This is a genomic window from Rhodopseudomonas sp. RCAM05734 (assembly GCF_052658035.1).
Genome location: NZ_CP199742.1, coordinates 6,158,630 through 6,173,254 on the forward strand (window position 1 = coordinate 6,158,630; position 14,625 = coordinate 6,173,254).

Consider the following 14,625-nt stretch of genomic DNA (forward strand, 5'->3'; position numbering starts at 1 on the left):
CGCATGACGCTCACCCTTGCTCTTGTCCAGATCCTCAACGGCCTGCAGTTCGGGCTGATCCTGTTCCTGATCGCCGCCGGCCTGACGCTGGTGTTCGGCGTTATGGACTTCATCAATCTCGCCCATGGCGTTCAATACATGGTCGGCGCCTATCTGGTGGCGGCGTTCACGGCCATGACCGGAAGCTTCCTCGCCGGCCTGGCGCTGGCGCTGCCCACGGCACTGATCTTCGGCCTGCTGCTGGAGCTGCTGATCTTCCGTCACCTCTATGACCGCGACCATCTCGACCAGGTGCTGGCCACCTTCGGCGTCATCATCTTCCTCAATCAGGCGGTGAAGTTCATCTGGGGTGCGGCCCCGCTGAGCGTGCCGATCCCCGATGCGCTGAGCGGCGCCGTCGAGATCGCCGACGGCATGCTGTATCCGGTGTATCGCCTGGTCATCATCGCCGTCGGCCTCGCGGTCGGACTGGCCCTGTATCTCATCGTCAACCGGACCAAGCTCGGCATGCTGGTGCGCGCCGGTGCCAGCAATGCGGCGATGGTCTCCGCGCTCGGCGTCAACATCCGCCTGCTGTTCACCATCGTGTTCGGCGTCGGCGCCATGCTCGCGGGCTTCGCCGGCGCCATGGTGGCGCCGATCCTGTCGGTGGAGCCGGGCATGGGCGACAATGTGCTGATCCTCGCCTTCGTGGTCATCGTGATCGGCGGCATCGGCTCGATCCGCGGCGCGTTCATTGCGGCGCTGCTGATCGGCCTCGTCGATACGCTCGGCCGCTTCATGGCGCCGACGCTGCTGAAGATGCTGCTCGATCCGGCGGCGGCGAGCCAGATCGGCCGCGCCATTGCGCCGATGCTGATCTACATCCTGATGGCCGCGGTGCTGTTCTTCCGGCCGTCCGGCCTGTTCCCGACCAAATCATGACGGGACAACACGTGAGCAAGCTCATCGATCTCGAGACCGTCCCTGCACCCGCGCGCCGCAGCCGCGCCTTCGTGCTGCCGGCGGTCGTGTTCGCGCTGTTCGCGCTGCTGCCGCTGGCGGCCGTCTACGGGCCGCAGTCGTTCATCCTGGCGCTGGCGTCGCGGATCATGATCCTGGCGCTGGCCGCCATGTCGCTGGACCTGCTGATCGGCTTTGGAGCCATGATCTCGTTCGGCCACGCCGCCTTTATCGGCATCGGCGCCTACAGCGTGGCGATCCTGTCCAGCCACGGCATCAATGACGGCTTTGTCCAGCTCGGCACGGCGCTTCTGGTGTCGTTCCTGTTCGCGCTGATCACCGGCGCCATCTCGCTGCGCACCAAGGGCGTCTATTTCATCATGATCACGCTGGCGTTCGGCCAGATGCTGTTCTTCCTCGCGACGTCGCTCGCCGCCTATGGCGGCGACGACGGCCTCAGCGTGGCGTCGCGCAGCCTGCTGTTCGGATCGAACATCCTGAAGAACGACAAGGCGCTGTACTACCTCTGCTTCGCCCTGCTGCTCGGTGCATATCTGCTGCTGCGGGCGATCGTGGCGTCGCGCTTCGGACGCGTGCTGCGCGGCATCCGCGAAAATCCGGTGCGCATGGAGGCGATCGGCTTTGCGCCCTATCGCTACCAGCTCACGGCCTATGTGATTGCCGGGATGATCGCCGGCGTGGCCGGCTGCCTGCTCGCCAACCAGACCGAATTCGTCAGCCCCGCTTACACCGCTTGGCAGCGCTCCGGCGACCTGATCTTCGTCATCGTGCTCGGCGGCATCGGCTCGCTGCACGGCGCCATCATCGGCGCCGCGGTGTTCAGCCTGCTGGCGGAATTGCTGTCGCATTACACCGAGCACTGGGCGCTGATCTTCGGGCCCATCCTGATCCTCGTCGTGCTGTACGCGCGCGGCGGCATCGGCGGGTGGCTGGGGAGCAAGCCATGAGCACAGCACCGCTGCAGCTGAAGAACCTGTACAAGAGCTACGGCGCGCTGCGCGTGACCGACGACGTCTCGCTGGAGGTCGCGGCCGGCGAGCTGCACGCCATCATCGGTCCCAACGGCGCCGGCAAGACCACCTTGATCCACCAGATCTCCGGCCTCGCCTCGCCGAATTCCGGCAGCATCATCTTCCACGGTCACGACGTCACGCGGCTGCCGATGGCCGAGCGCGCCAAACTCGGACTGGTGCGCTCGTTCCAGATCACCTCGATCCTGCCGCGCTTCTCGGCGCTGGAGAATGTCGCCATTGCCGCGCAGGCGCAGCACGGCTCGAGCTTCCGCTTCTTCGGCAATGCCGCCGCCGAGGCCGATCTCAACGACATCGCCATGGGGCTGCTGACGCGCTTCGGCCTGGCCGCCCGCGCCCTGGTCCCGGCCGGGCAGATGTCGCACGGCGAAAAACGCCGGCTGGAGATTGCCATCGCGCTTGCCGCGAAGCCGAAGCTGCTGCTGCTCGACGAACCGCTCGCCGGCACCAGCCACGACGAGTCGCAGCGGCTGATCGCCACGCTGCAGGAGCTGCGGCGCGAACTGCCGATCGTGCTGATCGAACACGACATGGATGCGGTGTTCGCGCTGGCGGACCGCGTCTCGGTGCTGGTCTACGGCCGCATCATCGCCTCCGGTCCGCCGCAGAGCGTGCGCGACAATGCGGACGTGCGCGCTGCCTATCTCGGCGAGGAGGCCTGATGCTCGACGTCGCCAACCTGCAGGCCGCCTACGGCGCCGCCAAGGTGCTGTTCGATATCTCGCTGCGCATCGGCGCCGGCGAGGTGGTCACCCTGCTCGGCCGCAACGGCATGGGCAAGACCACCACCATCAACACCATCATGGGCCTGCTGCCGTCGACCGGCGGCAGCGTGACCTTCGATGACAAGCCGCTGACCGGCCTGCCACCCTACAAGATCGCGCAGGCCGGCATCGGACTGGTGCCGGAGGGACGGCAGATCTTCCCGACGCTGACGGTGGAGGAAAACCTGCTGGCAACCGCCGCCGTGCGCGAACCGCCGGCACGCTGGACGCTGGAGCGGATCTACGAGCTGTTTCCCCGGCTCAAGGAACGCCGCGGCAACATGGGCACGCAACTGTCCGGCGGCGAGCAGCAGATGCTGGCTGTCGGCCGCGCGCTGATGACCAATCCGAAGCTGCTGATCCTCGACGAGGCCACCGAAGGGCTAGCGCCCTTGATCCGCATCGAGATCTGGAATTGCCTGAAGAAACTCAAGGCCGAGCACCAATCGATCCTGGTGATCGACAAGAACGTCGACGCGCTGGCCGCCTTCGCGGATCGCCACGTCATCATCGAGAAGGGCCGCGTGGTGTGGACCGGCACCTCGGCCGAGTTGAAGGACGATCCTACCGTCAAGGATCGGTTCCTGCACGTTTAACAATGCGCCTCGCGGGGCGTCGTATCCAAGGGAAGGAAGCAACATGAAAACTGAAATCGCCGGCATCACCCGGGCCAACGAGGGCATGCAGGGCATCTCCTGGAGCATTCTCGGCCAGACCTACGTGCCGAAGAACTGCACAGAGGACTCGTTCTCGTGGCACGCCACCTTCCCGGTCGGCACCTTCGTGCCGCCGCACATCCATCCCGACCAGGACGAGTATCTCTACATCCTCGAGGGCAAGCTCGACTTCATGCTGGGCGACGGCGAGACCCAGGCCACGCCGGGCGACCTGGTGCGACTGCCGCGCGGCATCCCGCACGGCATCTTCAACAAGACCAGCCAGTCGGCCAAGGTGCTGTTCTGGGTGTCGCCGAGCCGGCGGCTCTACGACCTGTTCTGGGCGATCCACAACATGAAGGAGCAGAACCCGGCGGACGTGGTGGCGCTGGCCGCGGAATACAACATCCACTTCCTGCCGCCGCCTCCGGGGGCGTGAGCACTTCCCCTCTCCCCCAGCGCAGCAAAGCTGCGCGCCGCGGGAGAGGGGCCCGAACGAAGTGAGGGCGGGAGAGGGAAAGGCCGCAGGCTCCGACGCGAGTAAGAGCCCCCGTCTCGAACCGCTTCGCGGTTCGATCCACCCTCTCCCGCCAGACGCCGCTGCGCGGCGCCCGTGGGAGAGGGGAAGGAAGAGCAGTCGGCGCCGCTTACGCTCGCCGCTGCAGCCTACCCGCCCACCACCGACAAGCCAGGAAGCGCTGCAAAGCCCGCCTTGCTGGCGTAGCCGCGCACGATGGCCTCGCGCTGCGAATAGCTGAGCACGTTGTCGATGTGATCAAAACCATCCGGCGCGATCTGTTCGACGGCGTCGATGACGCCCTCGGGGCCGCCGCGGCGGTTGGCGCGGACGATCTCCGCGGTCATCGGCAGCCGCTTGCGCTCATAGGCCATCAGCGCCTGACGCGGATGCTCGGCATGGGCCAGGGAATCCGCCAGCGCGCGGGCATCGAGGATCGCCTGCGAGGCGCCGTTGGAGCCGACCGGATACATCGGATGAGCGGCGTCACCGAGCAAAGTGACGCGGCCGCTCGACCAGTACGGCAGCGGATCGCGGTCGCAGCACGGATATTCCCAGAATTCCGGCGTAGCCGTAATCAGCGCCGGCACGTCGACATGCGGTACGTTGAAGCGTGCCACATGCGGCATCAATTCGTCGCGCTTGCCGACCCGCGACCAGTCTTCGCGGCGCGGCGGCAGCGAGCCGCCCTCGCCGATCTTGACCAGCACCGCCCAGTTGGTGAGCCGGGTCGACGGGCTCGAGCCCTCGGCGATCGGATAGACCACCACCTTGGCATGCAGCCCGCCGGCGACGATCATCGAATTGCCGGTGAGGAACGCCGGCCAGTCGCGCGCGCCGCGCCACAGCATCAGCCCGTTCCAGACCGGTCCGCCCTCGTCGGGAAACAGCGTGCTGCGCACCTTGGAATGAATGCCGTCAGCGCCGATCAGGATATCGCCGCGCGCGGTTTCCACATGGGCGCCAGTGCGGTCGAAGAAATAGGCGGTGACACCGCCTTCGTCCTGGGTGAACGAGCCGAGCCGGCGTCCGGTATGGATCGCCTGCGTCCCGAGGCGCTGCTCGACCGCCTTGTGGATCACGCTCTGCAGGCGGCCACGATGGATCGAGAACTGCGGCACGTCGTGGCCGGCACCATGGCCGCGGCCCTCGCGCCAGACTTCCTGGCCGTGGCGGTTGAGGTAGTGCAGCTCGTCAGTGCGGATGGCGACCGCGTCGAGCGCATCGAGCAGGCCGAGGCCGGCGAGTTCGCGGATCGCATGCGGCAGCGTGTTGATGCCGACGCCGAGTTCGCGGATCGAGTCCGCCTGCTCGTACAATTCGCAATCGATGCCGCGCGCCCGCAGCATCAGCGCCGTGGTGAGACCGCCTACGCCGCCGCCAACGATGATTGCCTTCATCAGCCCTGCTCCACTTGGTTACTAGCGTACGAAACACCGGCCTGCCTCCACCTCTCCCCATCGGGGAGAGGTGAAGGCTTTCACATGCAAAGCATGTGGAAGCCGGGTGAGGGGGCAACGCGCCATCGAGAGTTCTGCGCCCCCTCACCCGCCCGGCTTCGCCAGGCGACCTCTCCCCGGTGGGGAGAGGTGTCCGCGCGCTCCATTTCCGTCAGCGTCGCATGACCGCTTATTCCGCTGCAAGCGGCTTGGCGGCTTCGGCGCGCAGCTCGGCGCGGGTCTTCGGCTTAGCCTTAATTTTCAGGTCCTCAAAATCCAGCTTGTCGCGGACGCTGTTGCGGAAGATCTGCTCCTTGCCGGGCATGTATTGCGGCGGGCAATAGGCATCCTTAGCGCCATACCAGGCGGCGGCCTTTATGGTGAATGACGGGTCGACCAGATGCGGACGGCCGAGCGCCACCAGATCGGCGCGGCCGGCCGCGACGATGGTATTGACCTGGTCCGCGGTCGTGATGTTGCCGACGCACATGGTGGCGACACGGCCCTCGTTGCGAACCTGTTCGGAGAACGGCGTCTGGAACATGCGGCCATAGATCGGCTGCGCCTCGCGCACTGTCTGGCCGGTGGAAATGTCCACCAGATCGACGCCGGCTTCGGCGAAAGCACGCGCGATCAGCACCGCATCGTCGCCGGTGATGCCGCCTTCGGCCCAGTCGGTGGCGGAGATGCGCACCGACATCGGCTTGTGCGCCGGCCACGCGGCACGCATGGCTGCGAATACTTCCAGCGGGAAGCGCAGGCGATTGTCCAGCGAGCCGCCGTAGTCATCGGTGCGCCGATTGGTCAGCGGAGAGATGAAGCTGGCCAGCAGATAACCGTGGGCCGCGTGCATTTCGAGCATGTCGAAGCCGCAGGCGTCGCCGCGCTCGGCTGCGGCCACGAACTCCGCCTTCACCGCATCCATGGCGGCGCGGTCGATCTCGCGCGGCACCTGGCTGTCGGGAAAATACGGGATCGGCGACGCCGATACGATGTCCCACGCGCCCTCGGCCAGCGGACGGTCCATGCCGTCCCACATCAGTTTGGTCGCGCCCTTGCGTCCGGCATGGCCCAACTGCAGGCAGATCTTCGTCGCCGAATTGGCGTGCACGAAATCGACAATGCGGGTCCACGCCGCCTGCTGTTCGTCGTTCCACAGTCCCGCGCAACCGGGCGTAATCCGCGCGTCGCGGCCGACGCAGGTCATTTCGGTGAAGACCAGGCCGGCGCCGCCGATGGCGCGCGAACCGTAGTGCACCAGATGGAAATCGCCGGGCACGCCTTCCTTCGCCGAGTACATGCACATCGGCGAGACCACGGCGCGGTTGGCCAGCACCATCTCGCGCAGCCTGAGCGGCTGGAACATTGGCGCCGCCGGCTTCTTCACGTCGACGTCAAAACCGCTGGCGCGGACCTGCTCCGCAAAAGCCTTGTCGACCTGCTTGACGAAGCCCGGAGCGCGCAAAGTGAGGTTGTCGTAGGTGATCGCCTTGGACCGCGTCATCACGCCGAAGGCAAACTGCACAGGGTCGAAATCCCAGAAGCGGTCGACATGCTCGAACCAGACCAGCGAGACGTCGGCGGAGTGCTGGATCTTCTCGGTCTCCTCGCGGCGGCCGTGCTCGTAATCGTCGAGCGCGGCTTCCACCGTCGGCGCACGGCCCATCGATTCATAGAGTGCGATGGCGTCCTCCATCGCCAGCTTGGTGCCGGAGCCGATGGAGAAATGCGCGGTCGCCTTGGCATCGCCGAGCAGCACCATGTTGTCCTTGACCCAGCGCTTGTTGCGGATCATCGGGAAATTGCGCCACATCGAGCGGTTGATCAGCAGTCTGTGGCCCTCGAGGAAGCCCGCGAAGATCTGCTCCATGCGCTCGGCCGATTGCTGCTCGCTCAGCCCTTCGAGGCCGGCGCGTTTGAAGGTCTCGGGATCGGTCTCGAAGATCCAGGTCGAGCGGCCCGCCTCGTATTGATAGGCATGGGCGATGAACGGACCCCATTCGGTCTCCTCGAACAGGAAGGTGAAGGCGTCGAGCGGCCGGGTCGACCCCATCCAGGTGAACTTGTTGGAGCGCAGATCCACCTCGGGCTGGAAGTGCTCGATGTACTTGTTGCGGAAGTGGCTGTTGATGCCGTCCGACAGCACGATCAGGTCGGCGTCGGCGAACCGGCTCTCGTCGGTGATATCGATCTCGAACAGCAGCTTGCAGCCGAGCTCGCGGGCGCGCTCCTGCAGGATCATAAGCAGGGTGCGGCGGGAGCAGCCGCAGAAGCCGTTACCGCCGACGCGGTGCACGGTACCGCGGAAATGCACGGCGATATCGTCCCAGTAGGCGAACTCCTGGGTGATGCGCTGGTAGCTCGGCAGGTCGTATTTTTCAAAGTTGTCGAGGGTCGCATCGGAGAACACCACGCCGAAGCCGAAGGTATCGTCGGGACGGTTGCGCTCGTAAATGGTGATGTCGGCCTGCGGCCGCTGCTTCTTCAGCAGGATGCCTGCGTAGAGGCCCGCCGGGCCGCCGCCAATGATTGCGATCTTCATAACAATCTCCGCGTCCTGAGCTTCAGACGAGATACTTTAACCTTAAAGTAATTAGGCGCAAGCCCGTTTGCGCGGCAGCCGGCGCCTTTTGACCCAGATCAAATCGCGGCCCCTGCCGGCGGAATGTTTCTGCCCCGGATGCGGCGCAATGCGCTGCCGAAGGCAGCGTAGTGCTCCGCAGAGCCGGGGCCGTCCGAAACGCCGGCGCTTGGTACGGTCCCGGACGCGGAGCGGCACAAGGGTGCCGCGCCGCGTCCGGGACAAGTGCGTCAATTGCCTTGAAACTGCGGCTTCACCTTGTTGGAAAACGCCTCGAAGGCGCGGGCGAAGTCCTCGGTGGTCATGCACAACGCCTGCGCCACCGCCTCGGCTTCGATCGCCTCCTCCACCGACATCGCCCATTCCATCGCCAGCATGCGCTTGGTCATGGTGTTGGCGAAGGTCGGGCCTTCGGAGATCTGTCTTGCGAGCAGCTGCGCCTGGCCGAGCACCTGCTCCGGCGACACGATGCGGCTGAAGAAGCCCCAGCGCTCGCCCTCCTCGGCCGTCATGAAGCGACCGGTATAAAGCAGCTCCGAGGCCCGGGACTGACCGATGATGCGCGGCAGGATCGCGCAGGCGCCCATGTCGCAGCCCGCAAGCCCGACCTTGTTGAACAGGAAGCCGACCTTGGCGCCGGTTGCGGCGAGTCGCAGGTCGGAGGCCATCGCCATGATGGCGCCGGCGCCGGCGCAGATGCCCTCCACCGCGGCGATCACCGGCTGCGGGCAGCCACGCATCGCCTTGACCAGATCGCCGGTCATCCGGGTGAAGGCGGTGAGGTCCTTGGTGTTCATCTGTACCAGCGGGCCGATGATCTCGAACACGTCGCCGCCCGACGAGAAATTGCCGCCGGCGCCGGTGACCACGATGCACTTGACGCTGTCGTCCATGGCGCAGGCGCGGAAGAAATCGGTCAGTTCACGGTAGCTCTGGAAGGTCAGCGGGTTCTTCCGCTCCGGCCGGTTCAGCGTCACCGTGGCGATGCCGTCGACCACCGCGAGCAGAAAATGTTGCGGCGTATAGTCGATCAGCGGCAGCGTGACCGGATTGGCGAACTTTTGCATGAGGGCTCCCTGCGATGCTTCTTGTTGATGGATCAGATTTCGCCGCCGGCCACCGCGATGGCCTGCCCGGTGATCGAACCGGCGCCGGGGCCGCACAACCACAGCACCGCGTCGGCAACTTCCTGCGGGGTGACGAGGCGGCCCTGCGGGTTGTGTTTTGCAAGTTCCGCCACTGCCTGCTCGCGGGTGCGGCCGGTCTTGCTCATGATGTTGTCGATGCTGCCGGCGAGCAGATCGGTCTCGGTGAAGCCCGGGCAAACCGCGTTCACGGTGACGCCGTTCTTCGCCACTTCCAGCGCCAGTGAGCGCACCAGGCCGACGACGGCGTGCTTGGCGGCGCTGTAGGCGCTGACATAGGCGTAGCCCTTGAGGCCGGCGGTCGAGGCCACCGCGACGATGCGGCCATGCCCGCGCTCGCGCATGCCCGGCAGGACGGCATGGGCGGCATGGACCACCCCCATGAAGTTGACGTCCATCATGCGCTGGAACAGCGCGGCATCGGATTTCAGAAAGGGCGCGGACTCGGCCGCACCGGCATTGGCCACCAGGATGTCGATGGGCTGACGCGCCGCCACCAATGCCAGCGCCGCACTGATCGCCGCCTGGTCCGACACGTCGGCAACCGCGGCGAAATGTGCATCGCCGGCGGCGACGACCTCGTCGAGCACGGCGCGGTTGCGGCCCATGACCGTCACCGTGGCACCCGCATTCACCAGCGACGCTGCGATAGCGCGACCGATGCCGCGACCGCCGCCGGTGACCAGCGCGTGGGAGGAGCGAGACAATCCAGACATGCGAGACCTTCCGCAGGCCCGCCATGAGCCTGTCCGGATATTATTTTAAACTTCAAGCTTTTGCAAGAAAGCGCCGGATCGGCCTGATGCTAGCGGCTGCGGCGCAGCGTCTCCGACGGGCTCTCGCCGTAACGGGAACGGTAGACCTCGGCCATCCGGCTTGGATGGGTGAAGCCGAGTTCAAAGGCCATGTCGATCACGCGCTCGCCCGGCGCGGCGCGCAATAAGCGGGCGTTTAACAGGCTCAGCCGGATATCGCGCAGCGCATCCGAAATCGACACGCCGAAGTGCTTTTGAAAACCGATCTGCAGCGACCGTATGCCGATGCCTGCGGCACGCGCCAGCCGGTCGAGGTCGAGCGGCTCGGTCGCATGGGCCTCGAGATAGTCCCGGGCCTTTCTCAGCACCGACGGCAGCGGGCCGACGCGCACCGGGATGCGGTCGATATGATCGGTGAGTGTATTTCGCTGGCCGGTGAGCAGCAATCCAATGAGGGAGTCGCGCAGTGTCGCCGTGATCGTCGGCGGGAGCTGACGCCCCGGCCCGCAGTGCTCGGCGAGATCGACGAGATATTCGATCTGGGAGCAGAGCGCGGCGCCGAACGGCGTATTCAGATCGACCTGGGGATCGAATTCGATGGCGATCCCTGGCTTTTCCGCCAGCGCTGCCGCGCGCTCCTCGACCAGCCGTCGCTCGACCAGCAGGATCAGCTTGGCGCAATCGTCGTGCCAGACCATCTGTGTCGGCATGGTCGGCGACAGCAACGACCCGGATTGCCCTGCCGACACCTCGATCGTCCGTCCGCCCGTATCGATCCGCGCGGCACCCTGCAGCGGGATCTGCAACAAAAAGAAGCGATCGAGGCAGCCCGGATCGATCGCAACGGAACCGCCGTAGGACACGTAGTTCACCGAGAAGCCATTGAACGCCGCGCAATTGTGCTGCGCGTGAAAATCCGGCCATGAGCGCTGCAACGGGTCCAGCGCATGGGGACAGAAGATGCGTCCAATGGACTCCGCGGCCTCATCGACGTCCGAGGTAAAAACGCGGGAGAAGGCCGCAAGCCTCGCGGCGCGGGTCGGTCGGGTAGTGCTCGATATGGCTGCGTCCAACACCATTATCCGATCCCGTGTACTTGGCGACCAGCCTAGCCATGTCGTGTCACGCCGCATAGCCGGCGCGCCGCCGAAAAAATTGCCGTGCCGCACAACGAATGCGCAGTCTCTGCCTGCAAATCGGGTGTGCAGCGCAGCACGCCTGCCCCCTCGCCTATGCCTGTAATTATTTCGTCGTGCGGATCGCGGATTCGTTCAGTGGCTTGAAACCGGTGCCCAAGTTACGCAGCATCGCGGCAGGCATCAAAAGGGAGCAGATCATGGCGGCACTCGAAAAAGGCATCACCCTGAACGGCACAGGATATGGCGGCACCACGTGGAATATTCTCGGGCAGGTCTATTTCCCGAAGGCCGTGACCGACTCCACCTTTGCCTTCGAGACCAACAGCGATCCCGGCCAGTTCGTGCCGGTGCATATCCATCCCACCCAGGAAGAATTCATCCTGGTGCAGGAAGGCGTGCTCGACCTCAAGCTCGACGGCGAGTGGGTCCGCGCCTCCGCGGGCGATCTGGTGCGGCTGCCGCGCGGCATTCCGCACGGTTACTTCAACAAGTCGGACAAGCCCGCCCGCGCCTTGTTCTGGGTCTCGCCGACACAGAAGCTCGAAGCGCTGTTCAAGCAGCCGCACAACATGAGCGACATCGAAGCCATCGTGCGCGTCTCGGCCGAGCATGAAGTGAACTTCCTGCCACCCGAAGCCAACGACTAGGGCTCAGCAGCCCGCACCTCGCTTTCACATGATGCGGACGGCGCGCAGCTTGCGGCTGCGTGCGTGAGACCGCACGCCTTCGATCAGCCGCCGCATCAACAGGAGACGAGCCATGGTCAGACAGAAGAACGTTTGCGTCATCGGCGCCGGGATCGCCGGCCTCGCCGCCGCCAAATCCTTCGGAGCAAGCGGACACAAGGTGACCGTGCTGGAACGGAGCGGCGACCTCGGCGGCGTCTGGGAGCCGGCCCGCTCATATCCCGGCGTGCAGACGCAGAGCCCCAAGGAGCTCTATCGCTTCACCGACAAGCCGATGCCGGCGAGCTATCCGGAATGGCCCAAGGGGCCGCAGGTCCACGCCTATCTGACCGACTACGCACGCGACTACAATCTGATCCCGCTGATGCGTTTCAGGACAACCGTCGTCAGCATGAACCGCCGCGACGATGGCCAGCCCGGCTGGAGGCTGGAGATCCGCGATGCAGCCTGCAACGCCACGCACGAAACCTTCGATTTTGTGGCGGTCTGCACTGGACAGTTCAACGAGCGCAAGGAACTGCACCATCCCGGCGAAGACGCATTCAAGGCCGGTGGCGGCGTCATCCTGCATTCGGCGGAACATACCGATCCGTCGATCGTCAAAGGCAGGAAGATCGTCGTGCTCGGCGGCTCGAAATCGGCCACCGATATCGCCGTACAGTCGGTCCATGCCGGCGCCAGCGCCGTCACCTTCGTCTATCGCGAGCCGGTCTGGCGCATTCCTTATTTCATCGGCGGCCTGATCAACTTCAAGCGCATCCTCTATATCCGCGCGCAGGAGGAGATGTTCCGCGGCTGGGGATTGAGCGCGCTGTCGCGGATCAACCATGCCATCGCCAAGCCGTTCATCTGGGCTAATTGGCGCGGGCTGGAAGCGCTGCTGAAGGCGCAGCTGAAACTCAAGAAATGCGACATGGTGCCGGAGGGGCGGATCGAGGACGGCGTCAACTGCTCGGTCCCGATTGCCACGCCGGGCTTTTTCCCGATGGTCGCCGACGGACGCATCAAGGCGATCCGCGGCACCTTCGATCACTACGACGGCAAGACCATCGTGATGTCGGGTGGCCAACGCGTCGACGCCGATGTCGCGGTGCTGGCCATCGGCTTCAAGCTCGGCGTGCCCTTCTTGCCGCAGGAATATCGCGACAGGCTGATCCAGCCCGACGGCCAGTACCGGCTGTACCGCGTGATAGCCAATCCGGATCTGCCCGACATGGGATTTGTCGGTTTCAACTCCAGCTTCTGTTCGGTGCTGACGGCAGAGATCGCCGCAAACTGGCTGGTGCGTTACGCGGACGGGCAGCTCGCCCGGCAGCCGACGAAGGCCGAGATGTACGAGAACATGGACATGATGCTTCAGTTCAAGCGCGTCGAACGCCCCGCCGCAGGCATCTATGGCGGCCTTTGCGTCGCCCCCTATCACTTCAAGCACCTCGACGAACTGCTCGCCGACATGGGCGCCACGCGCAACCGGCGCGGCGCCCTGGCGGAAAAGTTCTCACCGCCCGACGCCGACGCCTTTGCGCGCTATCTGGCCTCGGCGCCCGGCTACACCGCGGAGGCCGCGGGCGCCTGATCGCCGCGCAGGCTTACTGCGCTGCCTATGCCTGCGCGGACTTGATCAGGTCGCGGCCGATGATGACTTTCTGCACTTCCGTCGCGCCCTCATAGATCCGCAGCGCGCGGATCTCGCGGTACAGCTCCTCGACCTTGACGCCCGACTGCACGCCCATGCCGCCGAACACCTGCACGGCGCGGTCGATCACGCGCTGCGCCGCTTCGGTGGCATACATCTTGGCCATGGCGGCTTCGCGGGTGATGCGCGGCGCGCCCTGGTCCTTGGTCCAGGCGGAGCGATAGATCAGCAATGCGGAGGCGTCGATATCGGTCGCCATATCGGCAAGACCAGCCTGCGTGAGTTGCAGGTCGCCGAGCGTGTGACCGAACATTTTTCGCGTCGCCGAGCGATGGATCGCTTCGTCGAGTGCGCGACGGCCCAGTCCCAGCGCCGCCGCGCCAACGGTGGAGCGAAACACATCGAGCGTCGCCATCGCGACCTTGAAGCCTTCGCCATCTTTACCGATGCGGTTGGCCAGCGGCACCCGGCAATCCTCGAACTTCAGGGTCGCCAGCGGATGCGGCGCGATCACGTCGATGCGCTCGGCAATGGTCAGGCCGGGCGTATCCGCGTCGACGACAAAGGCCGAGATGCCGCGGCTGCCGGCCTCGCCGGTGCGCACGAACACCACATAATGGTCGGCGATGCCGCCGTTGGAAATCCAGGTCTTGGCGCCGTTGATGCGGACGTGGTCGTTACCGTCGGGCACCGCCGAGGTCGTCATCGCCGCCACGTCGGAGCCGGCATCGGTTTCCGAGAGCGCGAAGGCGGCAATCGACTCGCCCCTGGCGACGCGCGGCAGATAGCGCGCCTTCGTCTCGTCCGAACCGAACAGGCTGATCGGCCCGGTGCCGAGCCCCTGCATCGCAAAGGAGAAGTCGGCGAGCCCGCTGACATAGGCCAGGGTCTCGCGCACCAGGCACAGCGCGCGCACGTCGAAGCTCGGATAGAGCCCGCCATGGCTGGCCGGTACGGCGACGCGCAGCCAGCCGGCGTCGCCCATGGCGCGCACCAGCCGCCTGCACGAGCTATCGACGTCGTGGTGATCGACGAGGGCCGGCACATTGGCGACAGCCCATTGCGACAACTCCGCAGACAGCTTGCGGTGATGATCGTCAAAAAAAGGCCACGACAAAAACGATTGATCGGACATGGTTGGATTTCCCGCGTTCATTGTCCAATTGTTTTAAACCTAAAATGATTTTCGACAAGGGCATCGCGCATTTTCCAACGACGAAGGCTCGCGTTCGTGCGCCGCAGCATGCCTAGGCGCTAGGCAACGACTAGCCTTTTAAGTCTAAAACTATCGCTTTTCATGTAAATTCATCCTG

General features: G+C 65.2%; 13 protein-coding genes. 7 read left to right on the plus strand and 6 right to left on the minus strand.

Annotation, left to right across the window (positions count from 1 at the left end):
- Positions 1–3 precede the first annotated feature (3 nt).
- From ACUXVA_RS29170 to ACUXVA_RS29190, 5 genes are read left to right on the plus strand one after another with little or no spacing between them, the layout of a single operon-like run.
- The gene (locus ACUXVA_RS29170) at positions 4–924 is read left to right on the plus strand and encodes a branched-chain amino acid ABC transporter permease (protein ID WP_265082423.1); all 921 of its coding nucleotides are present in this window, start codon (positions 4–6) and stop codon (positions 922–924) included.
- Positions 925–935: 11 nt separating this feature from the next.
- Positions 936–1,910, plus strand: coding sequence for a branched-chain amino acid ABC transporter permease (locus ACUXVA_RS29175; protein ID WP_265082422.1), 975 nt, complete (start codon positions 936–938; stop codon positions 1,908–1,910).
- Entirely contained in the window at positions 1,907–2,656 is a 750-nt protein-coding gene (locus ACUXVA_RS29180; protein WP_445489715.1) for an ABC transporter ATP-binding protein, read from the plus strand. The genes ACUXVA_RS29175 and ACUXVA_RS29180 overlap by 4 nt, the downstream gene beginning before the upstream one ends.
- On the plus strand, positions 2,656–3,354 hold the full coding sequence (locus tag ACUXVA_RS29185) for an ABC transporter ATP-binding protein (RefSeq protein ID WP_265082420.1): 699 nt from the start codon (positions 2,656–2,658) through the stop codon (positions 3,352–3,354). The genes ACUXVA_RS29180 and ACUXVA_RS29185 overlap by 1 nt, the downstream gene beginning before the upstream one ends.
- 43 nt (positions 3,355–3,397) lie before the next feature.
- Positions 3,398–3,853 carry a cupin domain-containing protein gene (locus ACUXVA_RS29190; protein ID WP_265082419.1) on the plus strand — a complete coding sequence of 152 codons (456 nt, stop codon included), beginning with the start codon at positions 3,398–3,400 and terminating at the stop codon, positions 3,851–3,853.
- Between the two features lie 227 nt (positions 3,854–4,080).
- On the opposite strand, the gene ACUXVA_RS29195 is transcribed toward ACUXVA_RS29190, so the two are convergent.
- The 5 genes from ACUXVA_RS29195 to ACUXVA_RS29215 all read right to left on the minus strand — a co-directional run bounded on the left by ACUXVA_RS29195 (position 4,081) and on the right by ACUXVA_RS29215 (position 10,930).
- The gene (locus ACUXVA_RS29195) at positions 4,081–5,331 is read right to left on the minus strand and encodes a flavin-dependent oxidoreductase (RefSeq protein WP_445489718.1); all 1,251 of its coding nucleotides are present in this window, start codon (positions 5,329–5,331) and stop codon (positions 4,081–4,083) included.
- Between the two features lie 229 nt (positions 5,332–5,560).
- Entirely contained in the window at positions 5,561–7,912 is a 2,352-nt protein-coding gene (locus ACUXVA_RS29200) for a bifunctional salicylyl-CoA 5-hydroxylase/oxidoreductase (protein WP_265082417.1), read from the minus strand.
- A 269-nt stretch (positions 7,913–8,181) separates the two neighbouring features.
- Complete coding sequence (locus ACUXVA_RS29205; RefSeq protein ID WP_265082416.1) at positions 8,182–9,018, minus strand: enoyl-CoA hydratase family protein; 837 nt, start codon at positions 9,016–9,018, stop codon at positions 8,182–8,184.
- Between the two features lie 32 nt (positions 9,019–9,050).
- On the minus strand, positions 9,051–9,812 hold the full coding sequence (locus tag ACUXVA_RS29210; RefSeq protein ID WP_445489720.1) for an SDR family NAD(P)-dependent oxidoreductase: 762 nt from the start codon (positions 9,810–9,812) through the stop codon (positions 9,051–9,053).
- A gap of 89 nt (positions 9,813–9,901) precedes the next feature.
- Positions 9,902–10,930 carry an AraC family transcriptional regulator gene (locus ACUXVA_RS29215; RefSeq protein WP_445489722.1) on the minus strand — a complete coding sequence of 343 codons (1,029 nt, stop codon included), beginning with the start codon at positions 10,928–10,930 and terminating at the stop codon, positions 9,902–9,904.
- A 257-nt stretch (positions 10,931–11,187) separates the two neighbouring features.
- Here ACUXVA_RS29215 and ACUXVA_RS29220 point away from each other — a divergent pair, with 257 nt between their 5' ends.
- Both ACUXVA_RS29220 and ACUXVA_RS29225 read left to right on the plus strand, forming a co-directional pair.
- A complete protein-coding gene (locus tag ACUXVA_RS29220; protein ID WP_445489724.1) occupies positions 11,188–11,637 on the plus strand; it encodes a cupin domain-containing protein in 450 nt (149 codons plus the stop codon).
- A gap of 112 nt (positions 11,638–11,749) precedes the next feature.
- Positions 11,750–13,252, plus strand: a complete 1,503-nt coding sequence (locus ACUXVA_RS29225) for a flavin-containing monooxygenase (protein ID WP_265082414.1) — start codon at positions 11,750–11,752, stop codon at positions 13,250–13,252.
- 25 nt (positions 13,253–13,277) lie between these two features.
- On the opposite strand, the gene ACUXVA_RS29230 is transcribed toward ACUXVA_RS29225, so the two are convergent.
- The gene (locus ACUXVA_RS29230) at positions 13,278–14,447 is read right to left on the minus strand and encodes an acyl-CoA dehydrogenase family protein (RefSeq protein ID WP_445489727.1); all 1,170 of its coding nucleotides are present in this window, start codon (positions 14,445–14,447) and stop codon (positions 13,278–13,280) included.
- Positions 14,448–14,625 lie beyond the last annotated feature (178 nt).